This is a genomic window from Klebsiella sp. D5A (genome assembly GCF_001620885.1).
GTDB lineage: Bacteria > Pseudomonadota > Gammaproteobacteria > Enterobacterales > Enterobacteriaceae > Klebsiella > Klebsiella variicola.
Genome location: NZ_LOAR01000013.1, coordinates 116302 through 131443, shown reverse-complemented (window position 1 = coordinate 131443; position 15142 = coordinate 116302). Strand labels below are relative to the sequence as shown.

At 61.6% G+C, this 15142-nt stretch carries 15 protein-coding genes; 2 read left to right on the top strand and 13 right to left on the bottom strand.

Features of this window, described 5'->3' with window-relative positions; all coding sequences use genetic code 11:
* Nucleotides 1-192 precede the first annotated feature (192 nt).
* The 11 genes from eutG to maeB form a co-directional block, all read right to left on the bottom strand.
* Nucleotides 193-1380, bottom strand: coding sequence for an ethanolamine utilization ethanol dehydrogenase EutG (gene eutG, locus AS136_RS19025; RefSeq protein ID WP_016161619.1), 1188 nt, complete (start codon nt 1378-1380; stop codon nt 193-195).
* Entirely contained in the window at nt 1370-2209 is an 840-nt protein-coding gene (gene eutJ / locus AS136_RS19020) for an ethanolamine utilization protein EutJ (RefSeq protein ID WP_050887461.1), read from the bottom strand. The genes eutG and eutJ overlap by 11 nt, the downstream gene beginning before the upstream one ends.
* A gap of 9 nt (nt 2210-2218) precedes the next feature.
* Entirely contained in the window at nt 2219-3622 is a 1404-nt protein-coding gene (locus tag AS136_RS19015; protein WP_016161620.1) for an aldehyde dehydrogenase family protein, read from the bottom strand.
* Between the two features lie 11 nt (nt 3623-3633).
* Entirely contained in the window at nt 3634-3921 is a 288-nt protein-coding gene (gene eutN, locus AS136_RS19010; protein WP_012540924.1) for an ethanolamine utilization microcompartment protein EutN, read from the bottom strand.
* 128 nt (nt 3922-4049) lie between these two features.
* Nucleotides 4050-4340, bottom strand: coding sequence for an ethanolamine utilization microcompartment protein EutM (gene eutM / locus AS136_RS19005; RefSeq protein ID WP_000387720.1), 291 nt, complete (start codon nt 4338-4340; stop codon nt 4050-4052).
* 38 nt (nt 4341-4378) lie between these two features.
* Nucleotides 4379-5395 (bottom strand): phosphate acetyltransferase, encoded by a 1017-nt coding sequence (gene pta / locus AS136_RS19000; protein WP_012540923.1) that lies wholly within the window; start codon nt 5393-5395, stop codon nt 4379-4381.
* Complete coding sequence (gene eutT / locus AS136_RS18995; protein ID WP_012967464.1) at nt 5385-6194, bottom strand: ethanolamine utilization cob(I)yrinic acid a,c-diamide adenosyltransferase EutT; 810 nt, start codon at nt 6192-6194, stop codon at nt 5385-5387. The genes pta and eutT overlap by 11 nt, the downstream gene beginning before the upstream one ends.
* Nucleotides 6191-6880, bottom strand: coding sequence for an ethanolamine utilization acetate kinase EutQ (eutQ, locus tag AS136_RS18990; RefSeq protein WP_008803846.1), 690 nt, complete (start codon nt 6878-6880; stop codon nt 6191-6193). The genes eutT and eutQ overlap by 4 nt, the downstream gene beginning before the upstream one ends.
* The gene (gene eutP, locus AS136_RS18985; RefSeq protein ID WP_012540920.1) at nt 6858-7337 is read right to left on the bottom strand and encodes an ethanolamine utilization acetate kinase EutP; all 480 of its coding nucleotides are present in this window, start codon (nt 7335-7337) and stop codon (nt 6858-6860) included. The genes eutQ and eutP overlap by 23 nt, the downstream gene beginning before the upstream one ends.
* A gap of 12 nt (nt 7338-7349) precedes the next feature.
* Nucleotides 7350-7685 carry an ethanolamine utilization microcompartment protein EutS gene (gene eutS / locus AS136_RS18980; RefSeq protein ID WP_002913729.1) on the bottom strand — a complete coding sequence of 112 codons (336 nt, stop codon included), beginning with the start codon at nt 7683-7685 and terminating at the stop codon, nt 7350-7352.
* A 218-nt stretch (nt 7686-7903) separates the two neighbouring features.
* Nucleotides 7904-10183: an NADP-dependent oxaloacetate-decarboxylating malate dehydrogenase gene (gene maeB / locus AS136_RS18975; RefSeq protein ID WP_008803844.1), complete on the bottom strand. Its 2280-nt coding sequence runs from the start codon at nt 10181-10183 to the stop codon at nt 7904-7906.
* 294 nt (nt 10184-10477) lie between these two features.
* Between maeB and tal the strand changes: the two genes are divergently transcribed.
* Together tal and tkt are read left to right on the top strand one after the other, a co-directional pair.
* A complete protein-coding gene (gene tal / locus AS136_RS18970; protein ID WP_063266904.1) occupies nt 10478-11434 on the top strand; it encodes a transaldolase in 957 nt (318 codons plus the stop codon).
* Between the two features lie 16 nt (nt 11435-11450).
* Nucleotides 11451-13445: a transketolase gene (tkt, locus tag AS136_RS18965; RefSeq protein ID WP_008803842.1), complete on the top strand. Its 1995-nt coding sequence runs from the start codon at nt 11451-11453 to the stop codon at nt 13443-13445.
* Here the strand turns inward: tkt and AS136_RS18960 are convergent.
* Nucleotides 13435-14481, bottom strand: coding sequence for a DUF1176 domain-containing protein (locus tag AS136_RS18960; protein WP_012540917.1), 1047 nt, complete (start codon nt 14479-14481; stop codon nt 13435-13437). The genes tkt and AS136_RS18960 overlap by 11 nt on opposite strands.
* A 63-nt stretch (nt 14482-14544) precedes the next feature.
* The gene (gene nudK, locus AS136_RS18955) at nt 14545-15141 is read right to left on the bottom strand and encodes a GDP-mannose pyrophosphatase NudK (RefSeq protein ID WP_002913754.1); all 597 of its coding nucleotides are present in this window, start codon (nt 15139-15141) and stop codon (nt 14545-14547) included.
* Nucleotide 15142 lies beyond the last annotated feature (1 nt).

Here is a 15142-nt window from a genome sequence, read left to right as displayed (position 1 = left end):
ACTCCCTGTCATTTATGATTGGTAGATACTGTGAATACGGGGACATTAGCCGCACTCGGGGAACTTTCCCGGGTCGCGGCGTGAACGCCTTACCCGGGCTACGGCATAGCAGACGGCTGTGATCCTGTAGCCCGGCTAAGCGCAGCGCGAGCCGGGAAAGCCACAGCCACACGCCTCCGGGAAAATCCGCATTTATTGCGCCGCCGCGTACAGCTCGATAATCTGCTCCCGGGTGGCGGTGCGTGGATTGGTGCGCAGACAGATGTCGTCCTGCGCCGCCTGTGCCCAGGTGGCGTAGTGCGCGGGCGTCGCGCCGGCATCCGACAGCCGCATCGTCAGACCGACTTCCGCAATCAGTTCGCGCACGGCGGCGATTGCCTCAAGGTCATCGGTTTTCCTGCCGGTCAGCGCCCGGCCGATCTGGCTGAAGCGCCCCCGGCATACCATACGGTTGAAGCCCATCACCGTTGGCAGCAGCATGGCGTTGGCCAGACCGTGCGGAATATGCAGCGCCGCCCCCGGCTGATGCGCCATGGCATGGCATAGCCCCAGCCCGGCGCTGGAAAACGCCATCCCCGCCATACAGGAGGCCAGCAGCATGTTCTCCCGCGCCGCCAGATCCTGGCCGCAGCCCACCGCTTTCGGCAGCGCTTCGCCGATCATGGCTATCGCCCCCATCGCCAGACTGTCGGTAAACGGCGTGGCGTGACGGGCGCTGTAGGCCTCGACGGCGTGGGTCAGCGCATCAATCCCGGTCATCGCCGTGACAGACGGGGGAACGCCCTCAGTTAGGGCGGCGTCGAGGATCGCCACATCCGGCATCAGCGAGGCATGCGCCAGCACCTGTTTGCGTCCACTTACCGCATCAATAATCACCGTCACGTTGGTAGTTTCTGACCCGGTGCCGGCGGTGGTCGGCACTGCGATCAGCGGCAGACGTGGCTGTAATTCGCTGTGCTCCGTCATCTCCCCCAGCGTCTGCTCAGGGTTGGCGACCAGCAGCGCCACCGCTTTCGCCGCATCCAGCGCCGAGCCGCCGCCGAAGGCCACCACGCCGTCGCAGCGCGCGTCCCGCAGCTGGGCGACCGCAGCGCAGACATCGGTGACGCAGGGTTCGCCGGCGGGACAGGGCCAGAGGGTCATGGCAACCCCTTTCATCGCCAGGCTACGCTCCAGCCCGGCGGTCATTCCCGCCTGATGGAGAAAACGGTCAACCATGACAAACAGATGCTTCAGGCCCCGGGCCTGCGCTTGCGGGCCGCAGGCCGCCAGCGCGCCGACGCCGTGCAGCGTCACCGGCGGAACGTTGAAGCTTTTCACTTGCTGAAGATTCAGCGTATCGAAGGCGTGGAACAGCGCCGTCTGCAGTTCAGCTTGCATAGATCCCCTCCGCTTTTTCCCTCCCGCTGTTGGCGATTGCCAGCGGGGTCATAAACAGGCTGTGCCGGGGTAAATGCACCTTCAGCGTCGGGAAACATTGGCAAAAAAGCGCCCTGACGCCCGGCTGCATGCAGGCGCCGCCTGCCAGCCACAAATCACCAATCCCTTGTCCGGTAATATGTCGGGCGACAATCTCAGCCATCTTCTCGTACACCGGTTTCACTACCGGCCAGATCTCTCCGGCATGGCGGCGCTTGTACTGCTCAGCCTCTTCCAGCCCGATGCCGCGATTCCCGGCCAGAGTCAGGGAGATATGGTGTCCGCCGGTGGCTTCATCCGCCGAATACGTCACCCTGCCCTGTTTAACGATGGCGATCCCGGTGGTGCCGCCGCCGATGTCCACCACCCCGGCATTATCGAGCTGCAGCAGATCCGCCACCGCGGTGGGCTCATCCAGCACATGACTGATCTCCAGCCCGGCGGACTCCAGGACGTTGATCGAAATGCGCGGATCGGTGCCGGGCGGAAACGAGGTCGCCGCATGCGTAAAGCGGCAGCCCAGCTGCTTTGCGAGGGTCGCGAGATGACGGCGCACGAGGGTGACGGCGCCGAAGAAGTCCCAGACGATGCCGTCGCGCACCACATCGGCCCAGTCAAGACATACCGCAACCGGCTGGCCATCACGGTCGACCACCATCGACACCACGTCGCAGGTACCTAAATCGATACCCAGCCACAGCGGCGACTCGCTGGCGGCGGGCGCCTGGTTACACAGGGCAGCGGCTTTTTGCAGTCTCGGCGAAAGCCAGCGTTGTTCGTCGTGCGCCATGTTCATCCCTTATACGATTCGAAACGCATCCACCAGCACGCAGCGGCGCAGACGAACGAAGGTCCGCGCGCTGGTTACCCCTTCCCCGGTTGGGGTGGTGATGGTCATGGTGGTCCAGCCCTCACCGCCCAGCCCAAGCCCGGCGATGCACGGCCCGTTTTTGACGAAGATGCTGGTGTCGATGGCATTCGCCATCTGGTTCATGTTGTCGATATTGCGCGAGTGCATCGCCGCCGTATGGTGGCAGCCGCCTTCCAGTTGCACCGCCAGGGCGATGGCCTCCTCGACGTTCGCCACCCGCACCACCGGCAGCACCGGCATCATCAGTTCAGTCACCGCAAACGGATGGCTGGCAGGGGTTTCCACGAACAGCAGGCGGGTTTGCGCCGGCACCTGCAGGCCAATCGCCGCGGCGATTTTGCCCGCATCGCGGCCGACCCAGTCGCGGCTGACCGTGCCTTTGCCGCGCTCGTCGATATTTTTCAGCAGCAGCGGCTGGAGCTGTTCGGCCTGCGCCGCCGTGAGTTTCACCGCCTGCTGGCCTTCCATCAGGCGCATCAGTTCGTCGGCGACGCTATCGACCACGATCAGCACCTTCTCGTCGGCGCAGATGATGTTGTTATCAAACGAGGCGCCTTTGACGATCGCTTGCGCGGCGCGCGGCAGATCGGCGGTCTCATCCACCACCACCGGCGGGTTGCCGGCCCCGGCGGCAATCAGGCGTTTGTTGGTATGTTTGCGCGCCGCCTCGACCACTGCTTCGCCGCCGGTCACCACCAGCAGGCCGATGCCAGGGTACTTAAACAGCCGCTGGGCGGTGTCGATATCCGGGTTCGCCACGGTCACCAGCAGGTTGGCCGGGCCGCCGGCGGCCACTACCGCCTGGTTAAGCAAGGTGATCGCCCGCTGCGAGACCTGTTTCGCCGCCGGATGGGGGGCAAAGACTACGCTGTTGCCGGCGGCAATCAGACTGATGGCGTTGTTAATCACCGTCGCCGCCGGATTGGTCGAGGGCGTGACCGAGGCCACCACCCCCCAGGGCGCGTTTTCAATCAGCGTCAGGCCGTTATCGCCGGTCAGCACCTGCGGAGTCAGACACTCCACGCCTGGTGTACCCCGAGCCTGCGCCACGTTTTTGGCAAACTTATCTTCAACGCGTCCCATGCCGGTCTCCGTCACCGCAAGCTCCGCCAGTTCACGGGCATGCTTTTCACCCGCCTCACGAATGGCCTGAATCACCTGCTGACGCATCGCCACCCGCTTTAATCCCTGCTGGGCCGCCGTTGCCGCCGCGACAGCGTCATCCAGTGAGGCAAAAACGCCCCTATCATGAACGGCGTCAGCAGGCTGACTGCTGTCTTTCATTTTCAGCAGTACCGCTTTCACTACCTGTTCAATGTCCTGTTGATTCATGATTTTTCACCCTACTTATGGAAGAGCACCTGACCATCGGCCGCAGCCTCATCCACGATGCCAATCACGCACAGATCGACCGGAGAGGCGCCCTGTGCGTGCGCCTGTCGCGCCGAGCTACCGCTGACCAGCAGCACCCACTCCCCGCATCCCGCGCCGATGTTGTCGATGGCGACCGCGCATTGCCCGTCGGGTTCGCCGCGGGCATTGAGCATCTCCACCATCAGCAGTTTGTCGTGGGCCAGCCCTTCATGGCGTACGGTGCAGACCACATATCCGGTAACAACAGCCAGCTTCATGTCCGTCTCCGCGTGTGATGTGCAGGCCGGAAAAGCGCAGCGCCATCCGGCATTCATGCCTTTTCATGGCCGGATAGCGACGCCCTGACGTCTCATCCGGCCCGAACTTTCCGGCACCCCCTCCCCCGTTAGATGTTGCTGTCGCCCTTGAAGCTGATCGGGAAGACCTCTTCCAGATCGCCATGCGGGCGCGGGATGACATGTACAGAGACCAGCTCACCGATACGCTGAGCCGCCGCCGCCCCGGCATCCGTGGCGGCTTTGCACGCCGCGACATCGCCGCGCACCATGGCGGTCACCAGGCCGCCACCGATCTGTTTCACGCCTACCAGCTTGACGCGGGCCGCTTTGACCATGGCGTCGGAGGCCTCAATCAGTGCAACCAGGCCCCGGGTTTCAATCATTCCTAATGCTTCCATTGTGTTTTCCTCTCATAAGGGGTCCTGAAGGGGACCATTCATTCAACCAGCGTGGACGAGTCGGGGATCCGGCTTGCGTCCGTCTGGCGCGGTACCGACGCCACCAGCGCCAGTTCGATAATTTCCTCTACGCTACAGCCTCGCGAGAGGTCGTGAAGCGGGGCGGCGAGGCCCTGGATCAGCGGCCCGATGGCGCGATATCCACCCAATCGCTGGGCGATTTTGTAGCCGATGTTGCCCGCCTCCAGCGATGGGAAGACCAGCACATTGGCCCGCCCCCGCAGCGGGCTGCCGGGCGCTTTGTGCGCAGCGACGTCGGGTACAAAGGCGGCGTCAAACTGCAGTTCGCCATCGACCATCAGCTGTGGCGCCCGCTGACGCACGATCTCCGTGGCCTGCTGGACGTTAGCCACACAGGGATGCCGGGCGCTGCCGTGCGTGGAGAAGGACAGCATTGCCACCCGCGGCGCTTCGCCAGCGATCGCTTGCCAGGTCTCGGCGCTGGCAATCGCGATATCCGCCAGCTGCGCCGCCGTCGGCTGCGGCACCACGCTGCAGTCGGCAAACCCCAGCGGCTGGCCGGCATACTGCGGCAGCATCAGAAACAGCGAAGAGAGCGTTTTACACCCCGGCTGCAGGCCGATAAGGCGCAGACCGGCGCGCAGCACGCTGGCGGTTGACGAGAGATTCCCGGCGATACACACCTCGGCCTCACCGCCGCTGACCATCGCCGCGGCGAACATCAGCGGGTCGGCCAGCTTGTCGACGGCGTCAGCGGGCGCTTTATCGCCGGCGCGCGCCTGCCAGGCGGCGGCAAACGCCTCGCGCATCGCCAGGTTGCTGTGCGGATCAATGATCTGCACTCCGGTCAGCGGCAGACGTTCGCCAAGGGCAAACTGCCGCAGTGCGAAGGGGCTGGCCACGAGGATCGGACGCGCCAGGCCCTGCTGCTGCAGATAATGCGCCGCCTTCAGCACGCGGACGTCCAGCGCATCCGGGAACACCACTCGGGCGGGGGCGCGCAGCGCCAGTTTGCGGCATTGGTCAATGATCATCTTCACCTCCCAGCTGCTGCTGCAGCTGGCTGAGGGTTGGCGGCGAATCCGTCACGCCCAGGATCATCATCACGTAGACCGCGCTGGAGAGACGGTTGAGCGCTTGCATAATATCGGCGCGCCGGACCGCAAATTGCGGCGTGATAAACACCTGCGCCGCGGTCACCTCCGCCTCGCGGACTTTGCCGCGCAGCAGATTAAGCAGCGCGACCTCGCGCCCATGGCGGGCCTCCGGCACCAGGTGATCGTGGCCCAGGAAGCGCAGCGGCTGATGGGACAGACGGTGTAACTGTCCCTCGCTGAATCCGGCTATCGACTGCGCCGCCAGCGGCTCCTCCAGCGCGTCGGCGCGCATGATGTTGCCCAGCCGCGAACGGATATCCATCAGCCACGGCTGCCAGGACTCCGCCAGTTCAATTTGCAGCCACACCGTCAGAGCGATGGTGCTGTCCAGCACCGCACGGAAGGCCAGCCGCGGATCGTTTTTCGCCACCAGGGTATCGGCCGTCAGGTGGGTCAGGGTGTCCGGCTTTTTATCCACCGGCTGGTGACAGAGCTCGCAGCAGGCCTGGGGCGGATGGTCGCGGCTGGTCAGGACATGCACCGGCTGCGGCGTCTGTTCGTCATCCTCGACAAACAGGCGCCCCTGGCGGTCGAGAAATTTGACCCGCAGATGCCGACTTTCCAGCAGCTCCCTCGCCGAGGGCGTCAGGCGAGCGTCGGCAGGAAGATGGATTTCACCGCCTTCGCTGAGCGTATGATTCGCTCTGAGCCACGCTTCGGTAATGAAATCGTTCATAGCGATTGCCAGTTTGCCGGCCAGGCGACGTACAGGAAGCGCACCGTCGACGGGGTACCGAATTCGATGCTGGCGCCTTTCGGGATAAACATGACGTCCCCTGCTTTGGCAATCAGCGTTTCCCCCTGATGGCGCACATGCAGCTCGCCCTCCAGCACCATATCGATTTCGTCGTAGTTCAGCGTCCACGGGAAGAAGGCGTTCTCCCACTGCATAAATCCGGCGGCCATGCTGCTGCCATCCTGGTCGGTCACCAGGTCCGTTAAGCCAACGCAGTGCGGCTGGGCGCCGTCGAAGCGGCCAAACTTCACGCTGCTGCCGTCGATCACTTTGATGCCGCCTTTGCCGGTCACGGAGTCAAATCCTGGCTGCATCGCCTCCTGCTCCAGGGACTGCTTCTCCTTCATCACCTTTTCCATCAGCTGCGCCACCAGGCTTTCGGTAAACTGGCCTTCCGGCAACTGCGCCAGGATGGTTTCGCGGATCCGCTGGCTTTCCGTTTTGTCGCTGTCCGCCGCTGTCGCCGCCGGCGCGGCGCCATCATCCTCGGTGATAGTGAATCCCAGCAGCTCGGCGACTTCGCGCGCTTCCGGGGTGATAATGCTGGCGCGCAGAACAACTGACATCGCCTGTTCGCCGCGCGCGTGGGCGGCACGAATATCGTTAGCGGTAATGAGTTTCTTCACCTGGCCCTTCCTCCTTTTGGCTGAGCTCACTCAAATAATTTTCCAGCGACGCGACGCTTTGCGGATCGCAACCGTTGAGGGCGAAAACCGGCGCCTGAAACCCCATCCCGTCCAGCAGCTGCCGCACCGCGGCGAGGTTGGCATCCGGCAGATCCGTTTTACTGATCGCCACGATAAGGTGCTTTCGGCTGCCAATATCCAGTAACCCGGGAGGCAGGCGACTTTCGGTATCATTGGCCGCGTGGACATAAATCAGGGTGTCCACATCCTGCAGGGTGGTAATTAAGGCGTGATACCAGCGCGGATGGCTGAAATATTCCCCGGGTGTATCGATGTCGCCACGATCGTTAAATTCCAGCGCCTGCGTTTTTCTGGCGAGGGAATAATTTCCCTGCAGGGCATTAAATAACGTGGTTTTTCCTGCACCGACGGCGCCGACAATGGCAATACGCTTCATGGTCGCTCTCAATTAACTTTTCGTTAATTCGCACAAGGTATAATTTAATAAGCGGCCTAACCCGCCGATGGTCTGCAGGAGCGCCTCCTCCACCGCGCCGACCGAACCGTAGATCACCAGCGCGCCGCTAAACCGGTCGAGAAAACCGATGTGCACATCGGCGGCCTTCATCGCCAGATCGCCGGCGATCATCGCTGTTTCCCCCGGTGTCAGCGTCATAATGCCGATCGCGCCGGATTCGGGTACGCCGATCTTTTTCGCCAGCTCCGCTCCCGGGTGGGCAATCAGATGCGCCAGTGTGACCTGTTTGCCTGGTACGAATTCCTGAATAATGCGTTCTTTATCCATGACTGATTGCCCCCCTGAAATCTGTCCTCATGGTGACGGTATTTCAGCGCGGCAAATAACAAATTTCGGCAAGTGGGGTTAAAAGGTGAAGTGGATCACTCAGGAGAGAAAATAATAATGCGGCGGAATTAAAAAGGCAGGCTCAGCGTTTTTACTCGCCGGCCTGCCTGATATTGTGCGCGGAAAACTCTCCGCGCGTTAATGGGAAAAAAACGAGATTACAGCGGTTCGGTTTGCGCTTCGACAACCGCCAGCGCCACCATATTCACAATGCGGCGTACGGAGGCGATCGGCGTCAGAATATGCACCGGCTTCGCCACCCCCATCAGCACTGGCCCGACGGTCACCCCTTCCGAACTGGAGACACGCAGCAGGTTATAGCTGATCCGGGCGGCTTCCATATTCGGCATCACCAGAATATTGGCCGATCCCTTCAGCGGGCTGTCCGGCATGCGGTCGTTGCGGATGCTTTCCACCAGCGCGGCGTCGCCATGCATTTCGCCATCGATCATCAGCTCCGGGGCGCTCGCCTTCACCAGTTCAAGGGTTTTGCGCATCTTGCTGGCTGACGGGCAGTCGGCGGAACCAAAGTTGGAGTGCGACAGCAATGCCACCCGCGGCTCAATACCGAAGCGACGCACGCTTTCCGCCGCCATCAGGGTGATCTCCGCCAGCTCTTCCGGGGAGGGATCGTGATTGACATAGGTGTCGGCGATAAAGGTGTTGCCGCTCGGCAGCAGCAGCGCATTCATCGCCCCGGCGGTGCTGACGCCGTCGCGATAGCCAAACAGCGGCTGCACCACGCGGTAGTGGTCGTGGTACTCGCCGATAGTCCCGCAGATCATCGCATCCGCTTCACCGCGATGAACCATGATGGCGCCAATCACCGTGGTGTTGCTAATCACCGCCCGCTGCGCCTGCTCCTGGGTAATGCCGCGGCGCTTCATCAGCTGGTAGTACTCGCTCCAGTACTCTTTAAACCGCGGGTCGGATTCATTATTGACGATCTCAAAGTCAACGCCGGCCTTGATCTGCAGACCCAGCTTCTGGATGCGCATTTCAATCACGCTAGGGCGCCCCACCAGAATCGGTTTGGCCAGCCCCAGCGACACCAGCTCCTGAGTGGCGTGCAGCACCCGGGTCTCCTCCCCTTCCGCCAACACCACGCGCTTCGGCTCTTTGCGCGCCTGAGAGAAGATAGGCTTCATAAACAGGTTGGTTTTATAGACGAACTCGCTCAGCTTCTCGATATAGGCGTCAAAATCAGCGATGGGGCGCGTTGCCACGCCGGAATCCATTGCCGCCTTCGCCACCGCAGGGGCAATCTTGACGATCAGCCGCGGGTCGAACGGTTTCGGAATGATGTAGTCCGGACCAAAGCTTAAATCCTGATCGCCATAGGCGGAGGCCACCACTTCGCTCTGCTCAGCATGGGCCAGCTCGGCAATGGCGTGCACCGCCGCCAGCTTCATCTCTTCGTTGATCGCCGTCGCGCCGACGTCCAGCGCGCCGCGGAAGATGAACGGGAAGCAGAGCACATTGTTGACCTGGTTAGGGTAGTCGGAGCGACCGGTACAGATGATGGCGTCATCGCGGACCTGCTTCGCCAGCGGCGGCAGAATTTCCGGCTCCGGGTTGGCCAGGGCAAGGATCAGCGGCGCGCGCGCCATCTTCTTCACCATCTCCGGAGTCAGCACTTTCGGGCCAGAGCAGCCGAGGAAAATGTCGGCGCCGTCGATCACATCATCAAGCGTACGTTTGCCGTCGTCTTCCACTGCGTAGGCGGCTTTGGTTTCCGCCATGTTCGGTTCACGGTCTTTATAGATGACGCCTTTCGAATCGCAGACCACGATGTTGTGCTTTTGCATCCCCAGCGCCACCAGCAGGTTCATGCAGGCGATCGCCGCCGCGCCCGCGCCGGAGACCACCATCCGCACGTCGGACAGATTCTTCTCGACGACGCGCAGACCGTTGAGGATCGCCGCGGTGCTGATGATCGCCGTGCCATGCTGATCGTCATGGAAAACCGGAATATTCATCCGCTCGCGCAGCTGCTGCTCGATGTAGAAACACTCCGGCGCTTTAATATCTTCCAGGTTGATACCGCCGAAGGTCGGCTCGAGGGCGGCGACGACGTTAATGAATTTGTCCGGATCCAGCTCATCGACTTCGATATCAAACACATCGATGCCGGCGAATTTCTTAAACAGGACGCCTTTGCCCTCCATCACCGGCTTGCCGGCCAGCGCGCCGATATTCCCCAGCCCCAGCACCGCGGTGCCGTTGGAGACGACCGCCACCAGGTTGCCGCGGGCAGTGTATTTGTAGGCGGCCAGCGGATCTTTTTCGATTTCCAGACAGGGGGCCGCGACGCCCGGCGAGTAGGCCAGCGCCAAATCGCGCTGGGTGGCGAGAGGTTTGGTCGGCGAGACCTGGATTTTTCCGGGAACCGGAAATTCGTGGAAGTCGAGGGCGCTCTGTTTTAACTGCTCATCCATTTTCTATTCCTTTCTTTCACGTATCGTTCGTAGGGGAAAAGCGTGATGACCATCCTGTCGTTCACCTTTCAGTGGCAGACAGTATCCCTCCTGGCGGGGCGATAAACTTTGAACACCGCCAAACTCTGGCCATCGCTATGATCTGGTTGTTATCAATTTATAGCGGTTATGTTACCCGGATTCGCCGCCAATAATAGCCCCGTCTGCTATGCTTTTTGGTTATGTACCTCATCACTATTTATACCGCATACCGGCAAGCACTCATGTAACACCTTGTTCCAGGAGGACTTATCTATGAATCAGCTAGACAGCATCAAGCAGTTCACCACCGTGGTCGCCGACAGCGGCGACATCGAATCCATTCGCCACTATCATCCGGAAGATGCCACCACTAACCCCTCCCTGCTGCTGAAGGCCGCCGGCCTGGCGTCCTATAGCGGACTCATTGACGACGCCATCGCCTGGGCGAAAAAGCAAGGAGGCGGCCGTGAAGCGCAGGTGACTCACGCCTGCGATAAGCTGGCGGTCAATTTTGGCGCGGAGATCCTCAAAAGCATTCCGGGCCGGGTCTCCACCGAGGTGGACGCCCGGCTCTCCTTCAACCGGGAGAAGAGCATCGAGAAGGCGCGCCATCTGGTGGCGCTGTATCAGGAGATGGGCATTGATAAGTCGCGGATCCTGATCAAACTGGCATCCACCTGGGAGGGGATCCGCGCCGCCGAGACGCTGGAAAAAGAAGGCATCCACTGCAACCTGACGCTGCTGTTTTCCTTCGCCCAGGCCCGGGCCTGCGCCGAAGCCGGGGTCTATCTGATCTCCCCTTTCGTCGGGCGTATTTATGACTGGTATCAGGCGCGTAAGCCGCTGAATCCTTACGTGGTGGAGGAAGATCCGGGGGTGAAATCGGTGCGCAATATCTATGACTACTTCAAACAGCATAAATACACCACCATCGTGATGGGCGCCAGCTTCCGCCGCACCGAACAGATCCTCGCCCTGGTCGGCTGCGACCGGCTGACCATCGCCCCGCCCTTGTTAAAAGAGCTGCAGGCCAGCGACGCCCCGGTGGTGCGCAAACTGATCCCTGCCAGCCAGATCCTGCCGCGCCCGGTGCCGCTCAGCGAGGCGGAGTTCCGCTGGGAACATAATCAGGACCCGATGGCGGTCGAAAAGCTGGCGGAGGGGATCCGCCTGTTCGCCGTCGATCAGCGCAAACTGGAAGATCTGCTTGCCGCCAAACTGTCACTTTAGTCTCACGGAGAAAACTATGTCCCGAAGAGAGCTTGCCAACGCCATCCGCGCCCTGAGTATGGACGCGGTGCAGAAAGCCAATTCCGGCCACCCCGGTGCGCCAATGGGGATGGCAGACATTGCCGAAGTGCTGTGGAACGATTTTCTCAAGCACAATCCGCAGAACCCTGGCTGGGTGGACCGCGACCGCTTTATTCTGTCCAACGGCCACGCGTCGATGCTGCTCTACAGCCTGTTGCACCTGACCGGCTACGATCTGCCGCTGTCAGAACTCAAGCAGTTCCGTCAGTTGCACTCAAAAACGCCGGGCCACCCGGAGCATGGCTATACCCCCGGGGTGGAGACCACCACCGGCCCGCTGGGCCAGGGGCTGGCGAACGCCGTCGGCATGGCCATCGCCGAACGCACCCTGGCGGCACAGTTTAACCGCCCCGGTCATGAGATTATCGACCATCACACCTGGGTTTTCATGGGCGATGGCTGCCTGATGGAGGGGATCTCCCATGAGGCCTGTTCGCTGGCCGGTACGCTCGGACTGGGTAAGCTGATCGGTTTTTACGATCACAACGGCATCTCCATCGACGGCAAAACTGAAGGCTGGTTTTCCGATGATACGGCCGAACGCTTCCGCGCCTATCACTGGCATGTGATCGGTGACATTGATGGTCACGATCCGCAGGCCATTAAACAGGCCATTGCGGAAGCGCAGGCGGTGAAAGATAAGCCGTCGCTGATTATCTGTCGGACCATCATCGGCTTCGGTTCGCCCAACAAAGCGGGGTCGGAAGAGTCTCACGGCGCGGCGCTGGGCGAAAAAGAGGTGGCCCTGGCCCGCCAGCAGCTGGGCTGGAAATATCCGCCCTTCGAGATCCCGAAAGAGATCTATCAGGGCTGGGATGCGCGTCCGCGCGGCGAAAAAGCCGAGCACGCCTGGAACGAGAAATTCGCCGCCTACCAGCAGCAGTTTCCGGAGCTGGCCGCTGAGCTGACTCGCCGCATGGATGGCACCCTGCCGGAAGACTTTGCCGCGACCGCCCGCGACTACGTGGCGAAACTGCAGGCCGAGCCGGCGAAAATCGCCAGCCGCAAGGCCTCGCAAAACGCGCTGAACGCCTACGGCCCGCATCTCCCGGAACTGCTGGGCGGTTCGGCGGATCTTGCGCCGAGTAACCTGACCATCTGGTCTGGCTCGACATCGATTAAAGACGATCCTGCGGGCAACTATATCCACTACGGCGTGCGCGAATTTGGCATGACCGCGGTGGCCAACGGCATCGCCCTGCACGGGGGCTTCATTCCGTATACCTCGACCTTCCTGATGTTTGTGGAATACGCCCGCAACGCCGCGCGCATGGCGGCCCTGATGAAGGCCCGGCAGATCATGGTCTATACCCATGACTCCATCGGTCTCGGGGAAGATGGCCCGACGCACCAGGCGGTGGAACAGCTGGCCAGTCTGCGACTGACGCCCAACTTCAGCACCTGGCGCCCCTGCGACCAGGTGGAGACCGCCGTCGCCTGGCAGGCGGCCATTGCGCGCCAGAACGGACCAACGGCGCTGATCCTGTCGCGGCAAAACCTGGCGCAGATGCCGCGCACCCCGGAACAGGTGCAGGCTATTGCCCGGGGAGGCTACGTGCTGAAAGATGCCGGCGGGAAGCCCGACCTGATCCTCATCGCCACCGGCTCGGAAGTGGAGATCACTGTGCTGGCCGCAGAAAAACTGTTGGCGAACGGGGTGAATGTGCGGGTGGTCTCGCTCCCTTCCACCGATGTGTTTGATGCCCAGGATGAGGCCTGGCGCGAGTCGGTGCTGCCGTCGGACGTCAGCGCGCGGGTGGCGGTCGAGGCCGGGATAGCGGACTACTGGTATAAATATGTCGGCTTAAAAGGCAAGATCGTCGGCATGACCGGCTATGGCGAATCCGCCCCGGCAGAGCAGCTGTTTCCGTTCTTTGGCTTTACGGTCGACCATATCGTCGCCACCGCGGAGCAGGTGCTTAACGGGTGATCCACAGCGTGGGCCAGGCGTCTGGCCCCTGCCAGTTATCACACGTCGGCTGCTGCGCGTAGCGGGAGAGACTGAACCGCTGGCCGTCAAAACGCCAGCGGGTCTGGATCCCGCAATCGCCGGCCTCGCGGCCTTTATCCAGGGTCACCAGCTCATGGCGGCGATCATCGTAGCTGGCGTTGATAAGCTCGATCTCCCGCGGTGCCTCGCCCGGCGGCTGAAACGGCAGCGTCAGCCGCACCTGACGGGCGACATAGGGCCGCTGGCGGGAGACCAGCCAGGCCAGCCAGACGGTGTTGTACGCGCCGGATTCGCAGCTGGTCATCAGCAGCACTTTGTCATCCGTCAGCGCAGTAACGCGAATTTCACGGCGGAAGGGATCGAGGGAGCAGTTGCTGTTGGTCATCCGCTCATTACCGTAGTCCATCAGATCGTTGAGCTCCTCACGCCCCAGCGGCGACTGCGCTGTTTCCGCGGTCGCCACTGCGCGCAGCGCCGGGGCCGGCGGTACGCTGAGCGGCGGCTCTTCCCCTTTGCCGACCCAGGCCGTTTCACTGCCTACCCGCTTTTGCCGATCGTCGATAAAAAACAGAGCCGCTTTCAACCCCTGCAGGGAGATGCTCTGCAGGCCATTGGCCAGCGAGAGAGCTTTCCCCTCCTGAACCTGCTGGAGAAATGCATCGATCGTCACGCTGTCGGCGGTTTTAATGAGCTTATCTTCAATGTGCCAGCGCTTGTCGGTCAGGGACACCGGTTTGCCATCCAGCAGCAGGCGCGGCGCTATCGGCGCGAGCGTCGCCACCGGATTACCGGTGCCCCCCAGTTCGATACGCAGGCTGGCGTCAGTCACTGCTCCGGCGCTGCGGCTGAGGGTCATCACCAGCCCATAATGCAGCCCCACGTTACGGGTGACGCAGAAATTTTGGTTGTTACAGGTGACCTGCCAGTCGTTGAAGCGCTGCTGCGTCGGTGCCGACCATGCCTGCGAGCAAGGCAGCACCGCCAGAAAGAGGAAATAAATGATGCGAAAAAGCATGAACCGCCCGACCCCAGATAAACCCGACCACGGCGCCTATCCTGGACAACGGCAGCCGCTTACTCAATCGGATTTGTCAGAGTTCCCCGACATCAGGCCGGAGGTTTGCAGATACTGCAGCAGGATGACCGCCTTACCGTCGCGGATCTCACCGTCAGCGACCATCTGCAGCGCCTGGCTAAAAGGCAGCTCCAGCACCTCGATGGCTTCATCATCCACCCCGCCGCCGCTGGTGGTTCGCTGCGCGTCGCTGTACTCGGCGATAAAGAAATGCACCACTTCGGTAACGCCACCTGGCGACATAAACAACTCAAACAGCTTACGCACCTCGCCCACTTCGTAGCCGGTCTCTTCCACCGCCTCTTTACGAATGCAGGCTTCCGGCTCGTCGTTGTCCAGCAGCCCGGCGCAGGTTTCAATCAGCATGCCGTCATGATTGCCATTGACCCAGGTGGCGACCCGGAACTGCCGCACCAGGACCACCGTCTGCTTATGGCGGTTATACAGCAGTACGGTGGCGCCATTGCCGCGATCGTAGACTTCGCGCTTATGGCGCACGACGCTGCCGTCCGCCCGCGTTAGCTCATAAGTCATGTTGCGTAGTACGAACCAGTTCTCAGAGAGGATTTTATCTTTAATGACGTGAATATTGAGTGACATA

What these genes read in the sequence shown, in the direction of transcription:
- eutG (WP_016161619.1), bottom strand. Translation starts at nt 1,380, where the DNA reads ATGCAAGCTGAACTGCAGACGGCGCTGTTCCACGCCTTCGATACGCTG.
- eutJ (WP_050887461.1), bottom strand. Translation starts at nt 2,209, where the DNA reads ATGGCGCACGACGAACAACGCTGGCTTTCGCCGAGACTGCAAAAAGCC.
- AS136_RS19015 (WP_016161620.1), bottom strand. Translation starts at nt 3,622, where the DNA reads ATGAATCAACAGGACATTGAACAGGTAGTGAAAGCGGTACTGCTGAAA.
- eutN (WP_012540924.1), bottom strand. Translation starts at nt 3,921, where the DNA reads ATGAAGCTGGCTGTTGTTACCGGATATGTGGTCTGCACCGTACGCCAT.
- eutM (WP_000387720.1), bottom strand. Translation starts at nt 4,340, where the DNA reads ATGGAAGCATTAGGAATGATTGAAACCCGGGGCCTGGTTGCACTGATT.
- pta (WP_012540923.1), bottom strand. Translation starts at nt 5,395, where the DNA reads ATGATCATTGACCAATGCCGCAAACTGGCGCTGCGCGCCCCCGCCCGA.
- eutT (WP_012967464.1), bottom strand. Translation starts at nt 6,194, where the DNA reads ATGAACGATTTCATTACCGAAGCGTGGCTCAGAGCGAATCATACGCTC.
- eutP (WP_012540920.1), bottom strand. Translation starts at nt 7,337, where the DNA reads ATGAAGCGTATTGCCATTGTCGGCGCCGTCGGTGCAGGAAAAACCACG.
- eutS (WP_002913729.1), bottom strand. Translation starts at nt 7,685, where the DNA reads ATGGATAAAGAACGCATTATTCAGGAATTCGTACCAGGCAAACAGGTC.
- maeB (WP_008803844.1), bottom strand. Translation starts at nt 10,183, where the DNA reads ATGGATGAGCAGTTAAAACAGAGCGCCCTCGACTTCCACGAATTTCCG.
- tal (WP_063266904.1), top strand. Translation starts at nt 10,478, where the DNA reads ATGAATCAGCTAGACAGCATCAAGCAGTTCACCACCGTGGTCGCCGAC.
- tkt (WP_008803842.1), top strand. Translation starts at nt 11,451, where the DNA reads ATGTCCCGAAGAGAGCTTGCCAACGCCATCCGCGCCCTGAGTATGGAC.
- AS136_RS18960 (WP_012540917.1), bottom strand. Translation starts at nt 14,481, where the DNA reads ATGCTTTTTCGCATCATTTATTTCCTCTTTCTGGCGGTGCTGCCTTGC.
- nudK (WP_002913754.1), bottom strand. Translation starts at nt 15,141, where the DNA reads ATGTCACTCAATATTCACGTCATTAAAGATAAAATCCTCTCTGAGAAC.